The sequence below is a fragment of the Streptomyces caniferus genome, from assembly GCF_009811555.1.
Classification (GTDB): domain Bacteria; phylum Actinomycetota; class Actinomycetes; order Streptomycetales; family Streptomycetaceae; genus Streptomyces; species Streptomyces caniferus.
The window spans coordinates 938590-955268 of record NZ_BLIN01000002.1 but is presented as its reverse complement, the minus strand read 5'-3'; the positions used below and the strand labels follow the sequence as shown (position 1 = coordinate 955268).

Annotated in this window: 15 protein-coding genes; 8 read left to right on the top strand and 7 right to left on the bottom strand. The window is 72.1% G+C overall.

Features of this window, described 5'->3' with window-relative positions; genetic code table 11:
- Nucleotides 1-40 precede the first annotated feature (40 nt).
- The 6 genes from Scani_RS06035 to Scani_RS06015 form a co-directional block, all read right to left on the bottom strand.
- Entirely contained in the window at nt 41-523 is a 483-nt protein-coding gene (locus Scani_RS06035) for a hypothetical protein (protein WP_159470735.1), read from the bottom strand.
- A 34-nt stretch (nt 524-557) separates the two neighbouring features.
- Nucleotides 558-1172, bottom strand: coding sequence for a nucleoside triphosphate pyrophosphatase (locus tag Scani_RS06030; protein ID WP_159470733.1), 615 nt, complete (start codon nt 1170-1172; stop codon nt 558-560).
- 43 nt (nt 1173-1215) lie between these two features.
- The gene (locus Scani_RS06025) at nt 1216-2700 is read right to left on the bottom strand and encodes a peptidoglycan D,D-transpeptidase FtsI family protein (protein ID WP_159470731.1); all 1485 of its coding nucleotides are present in this window, start codon (nt 2698-2700) and stop codon (nt 1216-1218) included.
- Between the two features lie 139 nt (nt 2701-2839).
- Complete coding sequence (gene mmpB / locus Scani_RS41655) at nt 2840-2968, bottom strand: morphogenic membrane protein MmpB (RefSeq protein WP_281391867.1); 129 nt, start codon at nt 2966-2968, stop codon at nt 2840-2842.
- A gap of 126 nt (nt 2969-3094) precedes the next feature.
- Complete coding sequence (locus Scani_RS06020; protein ID WP_159470729.1) at nt 3095-3307, bottom strand: acyl-CoA carboxylase epsilon subunit; 213 nt, start codon at nt 3305-3307, stop codon at nt 3095-3097.
- Between the two features lie 40 nt (nt 3308-3347).
- Nucleotides 3348-4937, bottom strand: coding sequence for an acyl-CoA carboxylase subunit beta (locus Scani_RS06015; RefSeq protein WP_159470727.1), 1590 nt, complete (start codon nt 4935-4937; stop codon nt 3348-3350).
- Nucleotides 4938-5068: 131 nt separating this feature from the next.
- Here Scani_RS06015 and Scani_RS06010 point away from each other — a divergent pair, with 131 nt between their 5' ends.
- From Scani_RS06010 to hutH, 5 genes are all read left to right on the top strand, one after another.
- Entirely contained in the window at nt 5069-5971 is a 903-nt protein-coding gene (locus tag Scani_RS06010; protein WP_159470725.1) for a biotin--[acetyl-CoA-carboxylase] ligase, read from the top strand.
- A gap of 828 nt (nt 5972-6799) precedes the next feature.
- On the top strand, nt 6800-8005 hold the full coding sequence (locus tag Scani_RS06005) for an adenylate/guanylate cyclase domain-containing protein (RefSeq protein ID WP_159470723.1): 1206 nt from the start codon (nt 6800-6802) through the stop codon (nt 8003-8005).
- A gap of 260 nt (nt 8006-8265) precedes the next feature.
- Nucleotides 8266-9078, top strand: a complete 813-nt coding sequence (locus Scani_RS06000) for an enoyl-CoA hydratase/isomerase family protein (protein ID WP_159470721.1) — start codon at nt 8266-8268, stop codon at nt 9076-9078.
- Between the two features lie 351 nt (nt 9079-9429).
- The gene (locus tag Scani_RS05995; RefSeq protein WP_159471774.1) at nt 9430-10554 is read left to right on the top strand and encodes a GGDEF domain-containing protein; all 1125 of its coding nucleotides are present in this window, start codon (nt 9430-9432) and stop codon (nt 10552-10554) included.
- Nucleotides 10555-10661: 107 nt separating this feature from the next.
- Nucleotides 10662-12206: a histidine ammonia-lyase gene (gene hutH, locus Scani_RS05990; protein WP_159470719.1), complete on the top strand. Its 1545-nt coding sequence runs from the start codon at nt 10662-10664 to the stop codon at nt 12204-12206.
- A gap of 174 nt (nt 12207-12380) precedes the next feature.
- On the opposite strand, the gene Scani_RS05985 is transcribed toward hutH, so the two are convergent.
- Nucleotides 12381-12761 carry a hypothetical protein gene (locus Scani_RS05985; RefSeq protein ID WP_159470717.1) on the bottom strand — a complete coding sequence of 127 codons (381 nt, stop codon included), beginning with the start codon at nt 12759-12761 and terminating at the stop codon, nt 12381-12383.
- Nucleotides 12762-12870: 109 nt separating this feature from the next.
- On the opposite strand from Scani_RS05985, the gene Scani_RS05980 reads away from it, so the two are divergent.
- The 3 genes from Scani_RS05980 to Scani_RS05970 all read left to right on the top strand — a co-directional run bounded on the left by Scani_RS05980 (nt 12871) and on the right by Scani_RS05970 (nt 16612).
- Nucleotides 12871-13209, top strand: a complete 339-nt coding sequence (locus Scani_RS05980; protein ID WP_246295503.1) for a hypothetical protein — start codon at nt 12871-12873, stop codon at nt 13207-13209.
- Between the two features lie 418 nt (nt 13210-13627).
- Entirely contained in the window at nt 13628-14983 is a 1356-nt protein-coding gene (locus tag Scani_RS05975) for a L,D-transpeptidase (RefSeq protein WP_159471759.1), read from the top strand.
- 420 nt (nt 14984-15403) lie between these two features.
- The gene (locus Scani_RS05970) at nt 15404-16612 is read left to right on the top strand and encodes a DUF2786 domain-containing protein (protein ID WP_246295599.1); all 1209 of its coding nucleotides are present in this window, start codon (nt 15404-15406) and stop codon (nt 16610-16612) included.
- Nucleotides 16613-16679 lie beyond the last annotated feature (67 nt).

Here is a 16679-nt window from a genome sequence, read left to right as displayed (position 1 = left end):
CTTTTACCGCGTCGGGCTCACACCCCGACGCGGGCCGGGCTCACACCCCGGCGCGGGCCGCCTGACGCCTGACGAGATGGCCCTGCACCGCGTAGGTGAGCGCCAGGTAGAGGTAGAGCGTGGAGAGGCCCAGCAGCCCCGCGGCGGTGGTGTGGTCGATCCACTCCTCCATCCCGAAGTGCACGGCGGCCGACACCACCCACAGCGCCGTGGTGAGCGCCGTGCCCCGGCGCAGCGCCCTGCCCTCCGGACCGCGCCACACCCGTACGGTCCGCGCCCGCACGATGCCGAGCGGGACCGCCAGGGCGAGTGTGACGGCCACCAGCACGACCGTCGGCGCCGTCAGCGGACGGTCCTTCGTCGCCGACGCCACGCCCAGGGCGAGCGCGGCCACCCCCAGCACGCCGAGGACGGCCTGCGCGATGACCGGTGCTGTGCCGCGTACCGGTCGGGTGCGCAGCTGGCGCCGGATGATCAGCGCCACGATCAGCGTGCCGACGACCGGTCCGGGTAATCCACTCATGAACTTTCCCCCCGTAGGAACGCCCTGTCGGCGCTCAGGTCCACAAATCGGTGATCGCGACGTCCAGGTCGGCCAGCAGCCGGCGGAGCAGCGGCAGGGAGAGGCCGATGACGTTGCCGGGGTCGCCGTCGATGCCGTCGATGAAGGGGGCGGAGCGGCCGTCGAGGGTGAAGGCGCCGGCGACGAACAGCGGCTCGCCGCTCGCGACGTAGGCGGCGATCTCGTCGTCCGTGGGTTCGCCGAAGCGGACCGTGGTCGAGGCGGTGGCGGAGACCCGGCGCCCGTCCGCCGCGGTGTCGATGACGCAGTGGCCGGTCTGCAGGATGCCGGAGCAGCCGCGCATGGACTTCCAGCGGGCGGTGGCGTCCTCGGCGTCCGCGGGCTTGCCCAGCGCCCGCCCGTCCAGCTCCAGGACCGAGTCGCAGCCGACGACCAGTGCGCCGGCCGCCTGCGGGCGCTCGGCGACGGCGGCGGCCTTCGCCTCGGCCAGTACGCGGGCCAGCTCACCGGGCGTGGCGGCGGTGATCGCGTCCTCGTCGACGCCGCTGACGATGACCTCGGGCGCCAGCCCGGCCTGCCGCAGCAGGCCCAGCCGGGCGGGGGACTGGGAGGCGAGGACGAGGCGGCGGGGGCGGGACTCTTCGGTCATGCCCGCCATCGTACGGAGCCGCGGGCGCCGAGAGACGCCCGGACTACTTGTTGAGGACGGCCTTCATCACGGACTTCGCGATCGGGCCGCCCAGCTTGCCGCCGGCGATCTCCGACCGGGGGATGTCCATGTCCTTGGGGTCGACGAAGACGGCGACCGCGACGGGGGAGCTGCCGTCGCTCTGCTTGGCGTAGGAGACGAACCAGGCGTACGGGCGCTCGTCGTTGACGTTCGCGCCGTGCTGGGCGGTGCCGGTCTTGCCGCCGACCGTCACGCCGTCGATCTTGGCCTTCGCGGCGGTGCCGTCGCTGACCGTGTACTCCATCATCTGCTGCACCTTCTTCGCGGTGCCGGCCGAGACGGCCTGGGACAGCAACTTCGGCTCGATCTTCTCGATCGTGGACAGGTCGGGGCCGCGCAGCTCGTCGACGATGTGCGGCATCATCACCTTGCCGTCGTTGGCGAGACCCGCGGCCACCATCGCCATCTGCATCGGGGTGCTGGTGAGGCTGCCCTGGCCCATACCGGTCAGCGCGGTCTGCGGCTTGTCGAGCTTGTCCGGGTAGAGGCTCTTGCTGGCCAGCAGGTCCCCGAGCTCCTTGTCGTAGACGTCGGAGTTGAAACCGAACTTCTCCGCGGTCTCGCGCATCTTGTCCTTGCCGACCTTCAGCGCGGTGTCGAGGAAGACGTTGTTGCACGACCACTGCATGCCCGTCTTCAGCGAGGCCTTGTCGCAGGGCGCGCCCGGGACGTCGTTGCCGATCTTCGTCGTGCTCTGCGGCAGCTGGTAGGGGGCGGGGGCGTCCGTCGGGGCGTCGATGTCCGAGACCACGCCGTTCTCCAGGGCCGCCGCCGCGGTGAGGATCTTGAAGGTGGAGCCGGGGGCGAAGGTCTCGCGCAGCGCCCGGTTGCTCAGCGGCTTGGTCTTGTCGGTGTCCATCGCCTGGAACTTCCGGCTCTCGGCGTTGGAGATGCCGGCGAACACCGACGGGTCGTAGGAGGGAGTGGAGGCGAGCGCGAGGACCCGGCCGTCGCGCGGGTCGAGGGCGACCACCGCCCCCTTCGCGTTGAGGTCGGTCAGCCCCTTGTACGCGGCCTTCTGCGCCTTGGGGTCGATGGTGGTGACGACATCGCCGCCGCGCGGCTTCTTGCCGGTCAGGATGTCCTGGGCGCGGTTGAAGGCGAGCCGGTCGTCCTTGCCGCTGAGCACCTTGTTGTAGATGCCCTCCAGGAAGGTCGTGCCCTGCGCCTGCGAGGCGAAGCCGGTGACCGGCGCGTACATCGGGCCGTCCGTGTACGTCCGCTTGTACTTGAAGTCACCGGAGGTCGCCACCGAGCCGGTGACCGGCTTGCCGCCGACGATGATGTTGCCGCGGGGGTAGGAGAACGCCTCGATCTTGACCCGCCGGTTGTGGGGATCGTTGGCGAGTTCGTCGCCCTGGACGAACTGGACCCATGTCGCACGGGCCAGCAGGGCCAGCACCAGCACCCCGCAGAAGACGGCTATGTGTCTCAGCGGCCTGTTCATCGCTCTCCCACTCCCGGTCCCAGGCGGCCCCGGCGGCCGGACGCCCGAATTGCGCTGTCGGGAGAGAAAGAAGCGATTTCAGGGGCGATGGTTGCGCGCGGGAGCTGTGAGGCTTACCTCCCCGAGGACGGGAACGCGGCTACCACCCCAGGAGCAGGAGCATCATCACCACCGCGACCACGGCCAGCACGATGCCCATCCGCCGGAGCTTGGCCTGCACGTCGCGCAGCTCCTCAGGAGGCTCATCGGGCGGATCTGACCACAGCATGTACCGATCCTGTGCCCGATACGCGCGTGGCGCCTGAGTACGCGTACTCAGGCGCCACGGCGTAATGGACTAGTCAATGCACTATGCACCGACCTGACCCGGCGGTCACCACATGAGGTCGGCGGGTCAGTGCGGCCAGTAGCTCGTGCGCCAGGCCCGCGGACCCGGATGCGGCATCCGCGCCCGCGCCGGAACCGTGGACGCGGGGTCCGACCACTCGGTGCCGTGATCGGACCCGCCGGGTGCGACGGCAGCGGCGGCCGCCGCGCGGACCTGCACCACCGCCAGTGCGGCGGCCAGCTCCTCGGGTGTGGGATTGCCCCGTACGACCTTGATCATGGAGAACGGCTCCCTTCGCCGGTTCCGCTGGTTCTGCCGGTCAGAGCGGGATGTTGCCGTGCTTCTTCGGCGGCAGCGACTCGCGCTTGTTGCGCAGCGTGCGCAGCCCGCGGACGATGTGCCGGCGCGTCTCGGACGGCATGATCACCGCGTCGACGTAGCCGCGCTCGGCCGCGACGTACGGGTTGAGCAGGGTGTCCTCGTACTCCCGGATCAGCTCCTGGCGCCGCTCGTCCTGCGCGGCCGGGTCCTCGATCGCGGCCAGCGTGCGGCGGTGCAGGATGTTGACCGCGCCCTGGGCGCCCATGACGGCGATCTGCGCGGTCGGCCAGGCCAGGTTGAGGTCCGCGCCCAGGTGCTTGGAGCCCATGACGTCGTACGCGCCACCGAACGCCTTGCGCGTGATGACCGTGATCAGCGGGACCGTCGCCTCCGCGTACGCGTAGATCAGCTTGGCGCCGCGCCGGATGATCCCGTCGTACTCCTGGTCGGTGCCGGGCAGGAAGCCGGGCACGTCCACGAAGGTGATCACCGGGACGTTGAAGGCGTCGCAGGTCCGCACGAACCGCGCGGCCTTCTCCGAGGCCTTGATGTCCAGGATGCCCGCGAACTGCATCGGCTGGTTGGCGACCACACCGACCGCATGGCCCTCGACCCGCCCGAAGCCGGTCAGGATGTTCGGCGCGAACAGCGCCTGGGTCTCCAGGAATTCGTTGTCGTCCAGGACATGCTCGATCGCGACGTGCATGTCGTACGGCTGATTGGCCGAATCCGGGATCAGCGCGTCCAGCTCGCGGTCGGTGTCCGAGGTCTCCAGGTCCGCCTCCTCCGGGAAGGCCGGAGCCTCGGAGAGGTTGTTGGACGGGAGGTAGGACAGCAGCCCCTTGACGTACTCGATGGCGTCCTTCTCGTCACCCGCCATGTGGTGCGCCACGCCCGAGGTGGTGTTGTGCGTACGGGCGCCGCCCAGCTCCTCGAAGCCGACGTCCTCACCGGTCACCGTCTTGATGACGTCGGGACCGGTGATGAACATGTGCGAGGTCTGGTCCACCATCACCGTGAAGTCGGTGATGGCGGGGGAGTAGACCGCACCGCCCGCGCACGGGCCGACGATCAGGCTGATCTGCGGGATCACGCCGGAGGCATGGGTGTTGCGGCGGAAGATCTCGCCGTACATGCCCAGCGAGGCGACACCCTCCTGGATGCGCGCGCCACCGGAGTCGTTGATGCCGATGACCGGGCAGCCGGTCTTGAGCGCGAAGTCCATCACCTTGACGATCTTCTCGCCGAAGACCTCGCCCAGCGCCCCGCCGAAGACCGTGAAGTCCTGGGAGAAGACGGCCACCGGGCGGCCGTCGACCGTGCCGTAGCCGGACACCACACCGTCGCCGTAGGGCCGGGTCTGGTCCAGCCCGAAATTGGTCGACCGATGCCGCGCGAACTCGTCCAGCTCGACGAAGGAGCCCTCGTCCAGCAGCAGATCGATGCGCTCACGCGCCGTCAACTTTCCCTTTGCGTGCTGCTTTTCCACTGCGCGGGCGGAACCGGCATGCGTGGCTTCTTCGACCCGTCGCTGCAGATCCGCCAATTTGCCCGCGGTGGTGTGGATGTTTGCTTCCGGCTCGGACATCGGGATGCGGCTCCTGCTCGTCCTGGACTGGTGCTCGTGCTGAGGGTGGTATGGGTTGGGCTACTGATTCGTAGCGTATCGGCGGGACTGCTCAGAGGCACTGCGTCGTTGACCACACCTAGGCTGGTCCCATGACGCCTCAACCACCGGAAAACCGGGACAAAGATGCCGGTCGCTGGAGCGATCTGGGCCGCCCCCCGCTGAACGCCACGGCACTGCGCCGCGCACTCGTACGGCCCGGTTCGCTCTGGACCGCCCTCGATGTCGTCTCCGCCACCGGCTCCACCAACACCGACCTGGCGGCCCGCGCGGCAAAGGGGGAGACCGAGGGCGCCATTCTGGTGGCGGAGGAACAGTCCGCCGGCCGCGGCCGCCTCGACCGCACCTGGTCGGCGCCCCCGCGCTCCGGCCTCTTCTTCTCCGTCTACCTCACCCCGCGCGTCCCCGTGGAGCGCTGGGGCTGGCTCCCCCTCCTCGCCGGAGTCGCCACGGCCACCGCCCTCTCCCGGACGGCCGACGTCGACACGGCCCTCAAGTGGCCCAACGACCTGCTGGTAACTTCCGAAGACTCCGACGCCCTGCGTCCGGGCGGCACCCTCACCGAACGCAAGGTGGGCGGCATCCTCGCCGAACGGGCCGGCCCCGGCGTCGTCATCGGCATCGGCCTCAACGTCTCCCTCACCGCCGCCGAACTCCCCGTGCCCACCGCGGGCTCACTGGCCCTGGCCGGCGCCCACACCACCGACCGCGACCCGCTGCTGCGCGCCGTGCTCCGCTCCCTGGAGCACTGGTACCAGGAGTGGCAGTCCGCCGACGGCGACCCCACCACCAGCCGCCTCCAGGAGGCCTACGCCGCAGGCTGCGCCACCCTCGGCCGCACCGTACGCGCCGAACTCCCCGGCGACACCGACATCACCGGCGAGGCCGTGGCCATCGACACCGACGGCCGCCTCGTCCTGGCCACCGCGAACGGCGTACAGCAGCCGGTAGGCGCCGGCGACATCGTCCACTTGCGCCCGGCGACGGAGTCGTAGGCGGCCCGGCCCGGCGGCTTCTCCAGCTCCGCAACAGCCGGCCGGCCATGGGGACGGAGGGGCGGCCGCCGCTGCCCGTACCTGCTCGTAGCTGTGACGGGAACCGGTGCGGCGGGGCGGCGTCGCGCTGCCTGTAGGTGTGACAGCAACCCGTATGGCGGGGGGCGTCGTGCTGCCCGTAGCCGTGACAGCAACCGGTGCGGCGGGGCGACGTCGTGCTGCCTGTAGCCGTGAGGGGAACCGGAATGGGGGAACCGGTACGGCGGGAAGGCGTCGTGCTGCCCGTAGCCGTGACGGCAACCGGCACGGCGGGACGGTCGCCGACCCACGGCGGTCGGAGGGGATGTCCGGTGCCCCGCCCGCAGGACCGGAGCGAACGCCGGGTCGATCTTTCCCACGCACCAGATGCGCCCGCGCCGTGGGGGCACCTCCCGGCCGAAGGCTGGGGGGAGGGGTACCGGGCGTCCCCTCCGACCCACCACCCACGAGCCATAGGCGCACCGGCCCCAGCCCCACCGGCCTAACCGACCCACCGACCCGCGGCTCACCGACCCGCGGCTCACCGACCCGCGGCCCACCGGCCCACCCGCCGACGACGACAGACCCACTCGGCCCAAGCGGACCACCGCGCAGGGCCACGGCACCGCCCCACCGCGCCCGCCCCACCCGCCGCGCCGACACACCCCCACCACTTCCTTGTCCACAGCTGACATGTGAGAGTGAGCCAGAGCACACCTGCCGTATCGTTGAGGCGGTCCGCCAGGGAGCGGGCCACCGGCGAGCAGTGATCGGAAGGGCAGTGCGCAGGGATCGGACAGGGAGCGGCCGGTGACCGCCGACGACTCGGGCGCCGCCTCGCGCGACAGGGAGACCGACGACGACGCCGTGCGCGACGTCCCCGTCGACGACCCCGCACGGGGCCGTGGCGAGGGCGCGACCGGCAGGGGCGAGCCCCCCGACAACGGCGACGAGAACAACATCGCCGTCCGCCTCGAACAGCTCATCCTCGGCGCCGACCGCCGCTACACCCCCTTCCAGGCGGCCCGCGGCGCCGGCGTCTCCATGGACCTCGCGGCCCGCTTCTGGCGGGCCATGGGCTTCGCCGACATCGGCCAGGTCAAGGCCCTCACCGAGGCCGATGTGCTGGCCCTGCGCCGCCTCGCCGGCCTCGTCGAGGCGGGCCTGCTGAGCGAGGCCATGGCCATCCAGGTCGCCCGGTCCACGGGCCAGACCACCGCCCGTCTGGCCGACTGGCAGATCGACTCCTTCCTGGAGGGCCTCACCGAGCCCCAGGACTCCGGCCTGACCCGTACGGAGATCACCTACCCGCTGGTCGAACTGCTCCTGCCCGAGCTGGAGGAGTTCCTCGTCTACGTCTGGCGGCGCCAGCTCGCCGCCGCCACCGGCCGCGTCGTCCGGGCCCAGGACGACGCGGAGATGGTCGACCGCCGGCTCGCCGTCGGCTTCGCCGACCTGGTCGGGTTCACCCGTCTGACCCGCCGCCTGGAGGAGGAGGAACTGGGCGAGCTGGTGGAGGCGTTCGAGACCACCTGCTCCGACCTGGTGGCCGCGCACGGCGGCCGGCTCATCAAGACCCTCGGCGACGAGGTCCTCTTCTCCGCCGACGACGCCGGTATCGCCGCCGAGATCGGCCTGCGGCTGATCGAGACGATGACCAACGACGAGACGATGCCGGAGCTGCGGGTCGGTATCGCCTTCGGCACGGTCACGACCCGGATGGGCGATGTCTTCGGTACGACCGTGAACCTCGCCAGCCGCCTCACTTCGATAGCGCCGAAGGACACCGTGCTGGTCGACGAGGCGTTCGCCGAGGAACTGGGCCGTATCGGTGACGCCCCGATCTCCGAGGCCGACGCCGCCGCCGCGGAGAAGGCGGCCGAGGAGGGCACCGGCGCCCCGCCGCCGTCGTACCGCTTCGCGCTCCAGCCGATGTGGCAGCGACCGGTACGAGGCCTGGGCGTGATCGAGCCCTGGCTGCTGAGCCGCCGCACCGGCCAGGGCACCGGCGGCTGAGGCCACGAGCACCCCGGACCACCCCGAACGGCCACCCGGCCGGGCGAGCCCCGGTCCACGACCCGCCGCGAGCCCCCGGCCCGAGCTCAACCCGCTCCCCCTCGCCCCACCCACCGCGGTCCCCGCCGCAGCGTTGCCGGGCCGGGCCGCGACGCCCAGGCCGGAGCACACCACCCGAGCTGCCGCCGTCCCTGTCCCCCCGGCCGCCCGCCTGGCATGATCCCTCCGTCAGGTCAACGACCGTTAACAGGGAGGGTTCCATGGAACGGCAGGGGCAACGGCAACGGTTCGGCGCGGACGGCTGGGTGGCCGTCGAGCGCCACGGCTTCGTGGCGGAGCTGATCCTGGACCGCCCGAAGGCCATGAACGCCGTCTCGACGGCCATGGCCGACAGCCTGGCGCAGGCCTGCGCCGAGCTGGCCGCGGACCGCTCCGTACGGGCGGTGGTCCTCGGCTCCACCCACGAGCGGGCGTTCTGCGTGGGCGCGGACCTCAAGGAGCGCAACTCCTTCACGGACGCGGACCTGATGCGCCAGCGCCCGCACACCCGGGCCGCGTACACCGGCGTACTGGAGCTGCCGATGCCCACCATCGCCGCGGTGCACGGCTTCGCCCTCGGCGGCGGCTTCGAACTGGCGCTGGCCTGCGATCTGATCGTCGCGGACGGTACGGCGGAGGTCGGCCTGCCGGAGGTCTCGGTGGGCGTCATCCCCGGCGGTGGCGGCACCCAGCTGCTGCCGCGCCGGGTGGGTGCGGCACGGGCGGCCGAGCTGGTCTTCACCGCACGGCGGGTGCAGGCCGCCGAGGCCGCCGAGCTGGGGCTGGTCGACCGGCTGGTGGCGGACGGGCAGGACCGGACCGCGGCGCTGGAGCTGGCGACCGCCATCGCCCGTAATTCGCCGGTCGGACTGCGCGCCGCCAAGCGCGCCATGCGCCTCGGGCACGGGCTCGACCTGCGTACCGGCCTGGACCTGGAGGACGGCGCCTGGCGCAGCGTGGCCTTCTCCGGGGACCGTGCGGAGGGCGTGGCGGCCTTCAACGAGAAGCGGGACCCGGAGTGGCCCGGGGAGTGAGCGGGGCCGGAGGCGCCGCCCACGGCGACGCCGGGGGCGGACCGGGATCGCCGCCGCCCCGCGCGCCGTGGGCGGGCGCCGACGCACCCGCCCACGGTGACGCACCGTAACCCGCGCCTGCCCCGCCCCGCCCCGGATCCCGCCCCGGTCTCCACCCTGGCCCCCGACCAGGAGTGACGCCAGGAACGCCGCGAATAACGCCTAGGTGTCAATCACCCACGGAAAGGGGCGAAAGGGGTTAAACATTCCTACGCTGTAATACAGAGCGTGCTCACGGTGACGGAATGCGAGGATCCGGTGACGGGCGAGGGCGATGCGAGGCTGCGGGCCGTGGTGGAGCTGGCGCAGGCGATGGCGGCCGCGCATACACCGCGCGACTCGGCGCACGCCGCGGCGCAGGGCGTGCGCCAGGCCCTGGGGGGATCCTTCGCGGCGATCTCGAAGTGGGAGCGCGAGCTGGGCAAGCTGCGGGTGCTGGTCAACGTCGGCGAACTCGCCGACGACGAGGAGGAGTTCCCGGACGACGAGAGCTACCCCGTCCACGAGTTCCCGGAGATCGTCGGCTTTCTGCACGAACAGTGGGCGGGCGGCGGCGAGCCCAGCGCCTGGGTGGAGACCGCCGAGGAGTCGCACCACGGCCCGGTGTCCGCGGCCGCGGCCGAGCGGCGGAGCAGGAGCGGCGGCAATCCGCAGCGGGTGGCCGCGCTGCGCCGCCGCGGCCGGGGCTGCTGTGTGGTCGCGCCGATCGTGCTGCACGGCAGGGCATGGGGCGAGCTGTATGTCGCGCGGCGCAAGGGGGAGCCGGACTTCGGCCGGCCGGACGCCGACTTCGCGAGCGTGCTCGCCGCGGTGACGGCCGCCGGGATCGCCCAGACCGAGCGGCTGGCGGAGGTCCGCCGGCTGGCCTTCACGGACTCCCTGACCGGCCTCGCCAACCGTCGTGCCGTCGATATGCGGCTGGACGAGGCGCTGGAGCTGCACCGCAGGGCCGACGTGGTGGTCAGTCTGGTGGTGTGCGACCTCAACGGCCTGAAGCGGGTGAACGACTCGCGCGGCCATGCCGTCGGGGACCGCCTGCTGGAGCGCTTCGGGTCGGTGCTGTCCCTGTGCGGGGCGATGCTGCCGGGCATGCTGGCCGCCCGGCTCGGCGGCGACGAGTTCTGTCTGCTCGCGGTGGGCCCGCCGGCCGACGAGGTGGTCAAGGTGGCCGGTGAGCTCTGCGACCGGGCGGGGGAGCTGGACCTCGGCGAGGGGGTCGCGGTCGGGGTCGCCTCGACCGGCGATCCGATCGGTCCGGTGCGCAGCGCCCGCCGGCTCTTCCGGCTCGCGGACGCCGCGCAGTACAAGGCCAAGGCGGCGCGGTCGGGCGAGCCGGTGGTCGCCGGGCGGCACGGCGGCAAGGACGACCCGGTCGTCCGGCTCGCGGACGCCCCGGACCGGCGGTCGGGGCCGGAGCGCCGCCGCTTCCGGAGGTGAGGCGTCGCGTCCCTGCCCGGCCTCCGGGTCCTCGTGCACGCCCCGTAAGGGGTGCTCCCGAAATCCGGTGGTGACATCCGGCGATTCAGTCTCTAGGGTGCCTGAATATGGATATGCACACTGTGGTGCTGGGGACGTCCGGCACGACCGCACAGGACGTCATCGCGGTGGCCCGCGGAGCGGCCCGGATCGAGCTGTCCGAGGAGGCCCTCGCGGCCGTCGCCACCTCCCGCGCCTTCATCGACGAACTCGCCGCCAAGCCCGACCCCGTCTACGGCGTCTCCACCGGCTTCGGGGCCCTTGCCGTACGGCACATCAGCCCCGGGCTGCGCGTGCAGCTCCAGCGCAACATCGTGCGCTCGCACGCGGCCGGCATGGGCCCGCGGGTCGAGCGCGAGGTGGTCCGCGCGCTGATGTTCCTGCGGCTGAAGACGCTCGCCTCCGGGCACACCGGTGTCCGCCCGCTCGTCGTCGAGACGATGGCCGCCATACTCAACGCCGGCATCACGCCCGTCGTGCACGAGTACGGCTCGCTCGGCTGTTCCGGTGACCTGGCCCCGCTCTCGCACTGCGCGCTGACGCTGATGGGCGAGGGTGACGCCGAGGGCCCCGACGGCGTGGTCCGTCCGGCCGGCGAGCTGCTGGCCGCGCACGGCATCGAGCCCGTCGAACTGCGCGAGAAGGAGGGCCTGGCCCTCCTCAACGGCACCGACGGCATGCTCGGCATGCTCGTGATGGCCTGCGCCGACCTCGCCCGGCTGTTCACCTCGGCGGACATCACCGCGGCCCTCTCCCTGGAGGCGCTGCTCGGCACGGACAAGGTGCTCGCGCCCGAGCTGCACGCCATCCGCCCGCACCCCGGGCAGGCCGCCTCCGCCGGCAACATGTCCAAGGTGCTGGCGGGTTCGGGCTTCACCGGCCACCACCAGGACGACGCCCCGCGCGTCCAGGACGCCTACTCCATCCGCTGCGCCCCGCAGGTCGCCGGCGCCGGCCGGGACACCCTGGACCACGCCCGCCTGGTCGCCGACCGCGAACTGGCCGCGGCCGTCGACAACCCCGTGGTCCTCCCGGACGGCCGGGTCGAGTCCAACGGCAACTTCCACGGCGCCCCGGTCGCCTACGTCCTGGACTTCCTGGCCATCGCCGCCGCCGACCTCGGCTCCATCGCCGAGCGCCGCACCGACCGCCTCCTGGACAAGAACCGCTCGCACGGCCTGCCCGCCTTCCTGGCCGGGGACCCGGGTGTCGACTCCGGGCTGATGATCGCCCAGTACACCCAGGCCGCGCTGGTCAGCGAGCTGAAGCGGCTGGCCGCGCCCGCTTCGGTGGACTCCATCCCGTCCTCCGCCATGCAGGAGGACCACGTCTCGATGGGCTGGTCGGCGGCGCGCAAGCTGCGCACCGCGGTCGACAACCTGACCCGGGTCGTCGCCGTCGAGCTCTACGCCGCGACCCGCGCCGTCGAGATGCGCGAGGGGCTGACCCCGGCCCCTGCCACCCGGGCCGTGCTGGACGCGGTGCGCGGAGCCGGCATCCAGGGCCCGGGCGAGGACCGTTTCCTGGCGCCGGACCTGGAGGGTGCCTACGCGTTCGTGCGGGCCGGGAAGCTGGTGGCGGCCGTGGAGTCGGTCACCGGCGAGCTGGCGTAAGACGGCGAAAGGGCGACCGGCCCCGTGCGGTGTGGGGCGGTCGGCGTAGTACGGCGAGGTACGGCCGGCTGCGCGGGACGGCCGACGTGGTGCGGCAACGGACGGGGGGCCGGTCGCCCCGTCCCGTCCTGCCTCGTCCCCGTCTCCGTCGTGCCCTGTCCCGTCCGTCCCGTCTCAGACGAGGTCGTCGCGGGTGCGGCGGACGGAGTAGCTGACCAGCCCGGCACCGAGCGCGAGGCAGGCGACGCCGCCGATGACGTACGGGGTGGTGTCCGGGCTGCCGGTGTCGGCGAGGAGGTGCGGCCGGGCGCCGGCGTCCGTGGCGCTGTGGTGCGGGGCGGTCGTCGTGGAACTCGTGGAACCGCTGCCGGTGGACCGGGCCTTGTCGCTCACCCGGTCGGCCAGGCCGGGACCGGCCGTGGCGGATGCCGTCCGGAGGCCGGAATCTGTCGCTCCGTCATGCCCCGCGCTCGCATTGGCGGAGGGGACGAACCACAGGGCGAACAGTACCGATCCCGCGGCTGCGGCGGTCAGCAGTGGTCGTCGAGCGGTCACGGAAGCGATCCCCCTTGTGGGTTCGGCGAATTGGCCGTTGACCTCAGATGTTAGTGACCGCCGCGGGTCGCGGGGAAGTCAGGACCCGTCCATGCCTAACCTCCGTGCTATGAGCAATGGTGAGACATCACGTTTTGTGCGCCTTCATGTCGAATTGATCATGGAGGTCACCGACGCCCGGCAGCTGACCGGCGCGGCCCTCGATCACATCGGCGGCGACCCGACGCTGCCGGAGGAGGAGCGCAGACAGTCCGTGGAGACGGTCAAGGAGGATCCGGCGGAGGCGCTGGCCCACCTGATCGACCCGTTCGACCTCGTCACCTCGGTGCCGGGCACCGAACTCGCACAGGCCTCGTGGAGCAGTGAGGAGCTGACCGACTACGACCCGGACGCCGAGTGGAACGCGGCGGAGTGGGATCTCGCGGACGACGCGGACGGGGTGGGCTGACACCGGCACCTCGTCCCGCCCCCGTCCGATGACCCAGGGCCCCCGTACGGCCGCCTCGCCGTACGGGGGTCCGTTACGTGGTGGGGGTTCGTTACGGGGGGGGGCGACCGGGGCGGCCGCTGTGGCCGGAGTGGCGGGAGCGGCCGGAATGGCCGGAATGGCAGGTGTCGCTGCGGTGTGGCTGCTCCGGCCGTGCGACCTCGGTTTCTGCGCTCCGCATGCGCAGGGCGTGAGCGTCTCCTTACCGACATGGGGGGATTAGTGGCCTTCCCCACACTTTGTGGAGGCATGGAACGGGCGAAAAGGAAAAGGCGTTCATATGGCGTCGGCCGGAATGCCTGCGTCCAGATATGCCTGCGTTCAGTTGGCAGCTCGCTCGGGGAAGTCAGCAAAATCGGTAGCAATGGAGATGCGTGTGATAACGGACAGCAAGCGCCGGAAGGGGCTTATAGCCAGCGCAACGCTGCTCGGGGGCGCACTCACGCTCGCCGCGTGTGGTGGCAGCACAGCAGCTGACCATGGCGACGGCGGCGGTGATGGCACCCGGCACGAAAACACCCAGCAGGTGGACGAGGCGGCCGCGAAGGACGCCTCCCAGGCCAAAATCAAGATCTTGCCGGAGGACGGCGCGAGCGGCGCGGGCCTGAACAGTGACTCCTCGGTCACGGTCAGCCGCGGAAAGCTCACCGAGGTCACCATGACCTCGACCGAGACCAAGAAGACGGTTGCCGGAACCCTCTCCGCCGACCGCACCTCCTGGAAGCCGGACAAGCCGCTGGAGCGGGGGACGAAGTACAAGGTCACCGCGCGTGCGGAGGACTCCAAGGGGCGCGCGGCGGTCGAGAACTCCAGTTTCACCACCGTCGCCCCGGACCACAGCTTCGTCGGGAACTTCACGCCGGAGAACGGCTCGACCGTCGGCGTCGGTATGCCGGTGTCGATCAACTTCGACAAGCCGGTCAAGAACAAGGCCGCCGTCGAGTCCGCGATCAAGGTGGCGTCCAGCAGCAACCAGCAGGTCGTCGGCCACTGGTTCAACGACAAGCGGCTGGACTTCCGACCCCAGGAGTACTGGAAGGCGCACTCCAAGGTCACCATGAAGCTCGGCCTCGACGGCGTCGAGGCGTCGCCGGGCGTCAAGGGCATCCAGAACAAGACCGTCAGCTTCAACGTCGGTCACTCGCAGGTCAGCACCGTTGACACCCAGGCGCACATGATGTTCGTGATGCGTGACGGCCAGCTCGTCAACACCATCCCGGTCTCGGCCGGCAGCGACGACCACGCGACCTACAACGGCGCGATGGTCATCTCCGAGCGGTTCAAGCAGACCCGGATGGACGGCTCGACCGTCGGCTTCAAGAAGAAGGACGGCAAGGGCGAGTACGACATCCCCGACGTGCCGCATGCCCAGCGGCTGTCGGACTCGGGCACCTTCATCCACGGCAACTACTGGGGCAAGGGTGTCTTCGGCAAGGCCAACACCAGCCACGGCTGCATAGGCCTGGAGGACGCCAAGGGTGCCAAGGACCCGAAGACGTCCGGCGCCTGGTTCTTCGACCACTCGCAGATCGGCGATGTGGTGGAGGTCGTCAATTCCCCTGACCAGACCGTCAAGCCGGACAACGGCCTGAACGGCTGGAACATGGACTGGGCCCAGTGGGTGGCCGGCAGCGCGGTGCAGTCCGGCAGCGCGGCCCAGCCCGGCAATGCGGCGCAGCCCGACAGCGCCGTTCAGCCCGACAGCGCGGTGCAGCCCGAGATCCCGGTGCAGTGACGTCGCGGAGGATGGCAGCGCCCCGCGCGGGTGTTCCCCGTACGGGTGCTCCCCGTGCGGGTGCTCCCCGTGCGGGTGCTCCCCGTGCGGGCGCTCCCCGTACGGGTGCTGCGCGCGACTGCGTATGACCGCGTAAGACTGCGTAGGACCACGTACGACCGCGGGTGAAGTCATCCGCGGCTTCCCACCGTGACCGACGCCGGGTGGCGCCCTGACCAGGGCGCCACCCGGCGTTTTCGCTGGGCACGGTGCGCCGGTGCCGCCACCGGAGCGCGGTCTGGGGGGAGCCCTCCGTACAGTGACCGGGTGAGTGAGCGCGGAAACAAGGGGCGCGAGAGCCGGGGTCGCGAGGGCAAAGGTCGCGAGGACAAGGGTCGCGGCGGCGGGTCCTCGTCGGCGGCGGGTGAGCTGGTCGGGCAGGTGCTCGGCAGCGTCCGCTACGCGCCGGACGGTGCGCGGGCCGAGGACGCCATCGAGGCGGGCGCCTCGATGCTGGCCGCGGCCGAGCCCGGCTGGGAGGCGGTGAGCGCGGCGGTGGTCGCCGCCGCCGTGGCGGGGGTGCGGCAGTGCTGGGCGGGCGGCTGGCAGCCCGCCGACCTGGAGCGGATCGTACGGCGGGACGCGTCCGACGCCTCCCTGGTGGCGGTGGTCGTCGACGCCGTCGCGGCCGACGCGGCCCGGCCGCAGGGCGCACGGTCCGCGCGGGACCCGCGCTGGGCCGAGCAGCTGCGGACCCTCGGCGCCGACGTCTGGTGGACCTCCGACACCGGCTACCTCGACGCCCTGGCCGCGCGCCGCCGAGCCTCCCGCTTCGAGACCGCGTACGACGTGCTGGGAGCCCTGCGCGCACTCGCCCGGCTGCCCCGTATCACCCCGCTCCCGGCCCCGCCGGAGCCCGGCCGGAAGAGCGGCCCGGCCGGCGCCGCCGCACACCGTGCCCTCGGACGGATCCGCGGGCTGCTGGCCAAGGCCGAGGCGACCGACTACGCCGAGGAGGCGGAGGCGCTGTCCGCCAAGGCGCAGGAGCTGATGGCCCGGCACAGCATCGACGAGGCGCTGCTCGACCGTGCGGACGCCGGGCCGGGCGGACGGGCCGGCGGCCCGTCCGCGGTCCGTATCGGCATCGAGGGCCCGTACGAACAGGCCAAGGCGCTGCTGCTCGACGCGGTGGCGGCCGCCAACCGCTGCCAGGCCGTCTGGGCCGCCGACGTCTGTTTCTCCACCGTCGTCGGCTTCGCCCCCGACCTGGAGGCGGCCGAGATGCTCTACACCTCGCTGCTGCTCCAGGCCACCGCCGCGATGCACCGCGCGGGCGACGACCACCACCTCCGCGGCCGTTCCCGCCGTACCCGGGACTTCCGCCAGACCTTCCTGGTCGCCTACGCCGACCGCATCCGCGACCGGCTCGGGGCGGCCACCGCTGCCGCCACGGCCGCCGCCACCGCCGAGTCAGCCGAAGCGGCCCCCGACCTCCTTCCGGTACTCGCCGCCCGCGCACTGGCCGTGGAGGAGACCACCGGCACCCTCTTCCCCGACACCGCTCCGGTCCGCCTCCGCGGCATCCGCGACGCGGACGGCTGGCACCAGGGCCGAGCGGCGGCGGACCGGGCGAGGCTGGGGGAGGAGTGAGGCTGGGGAGGAGTGAGCCTGCCGGGCGGGTGACCCGGTGCGCGGCTGCGGGGCGGGTGACGCCGAG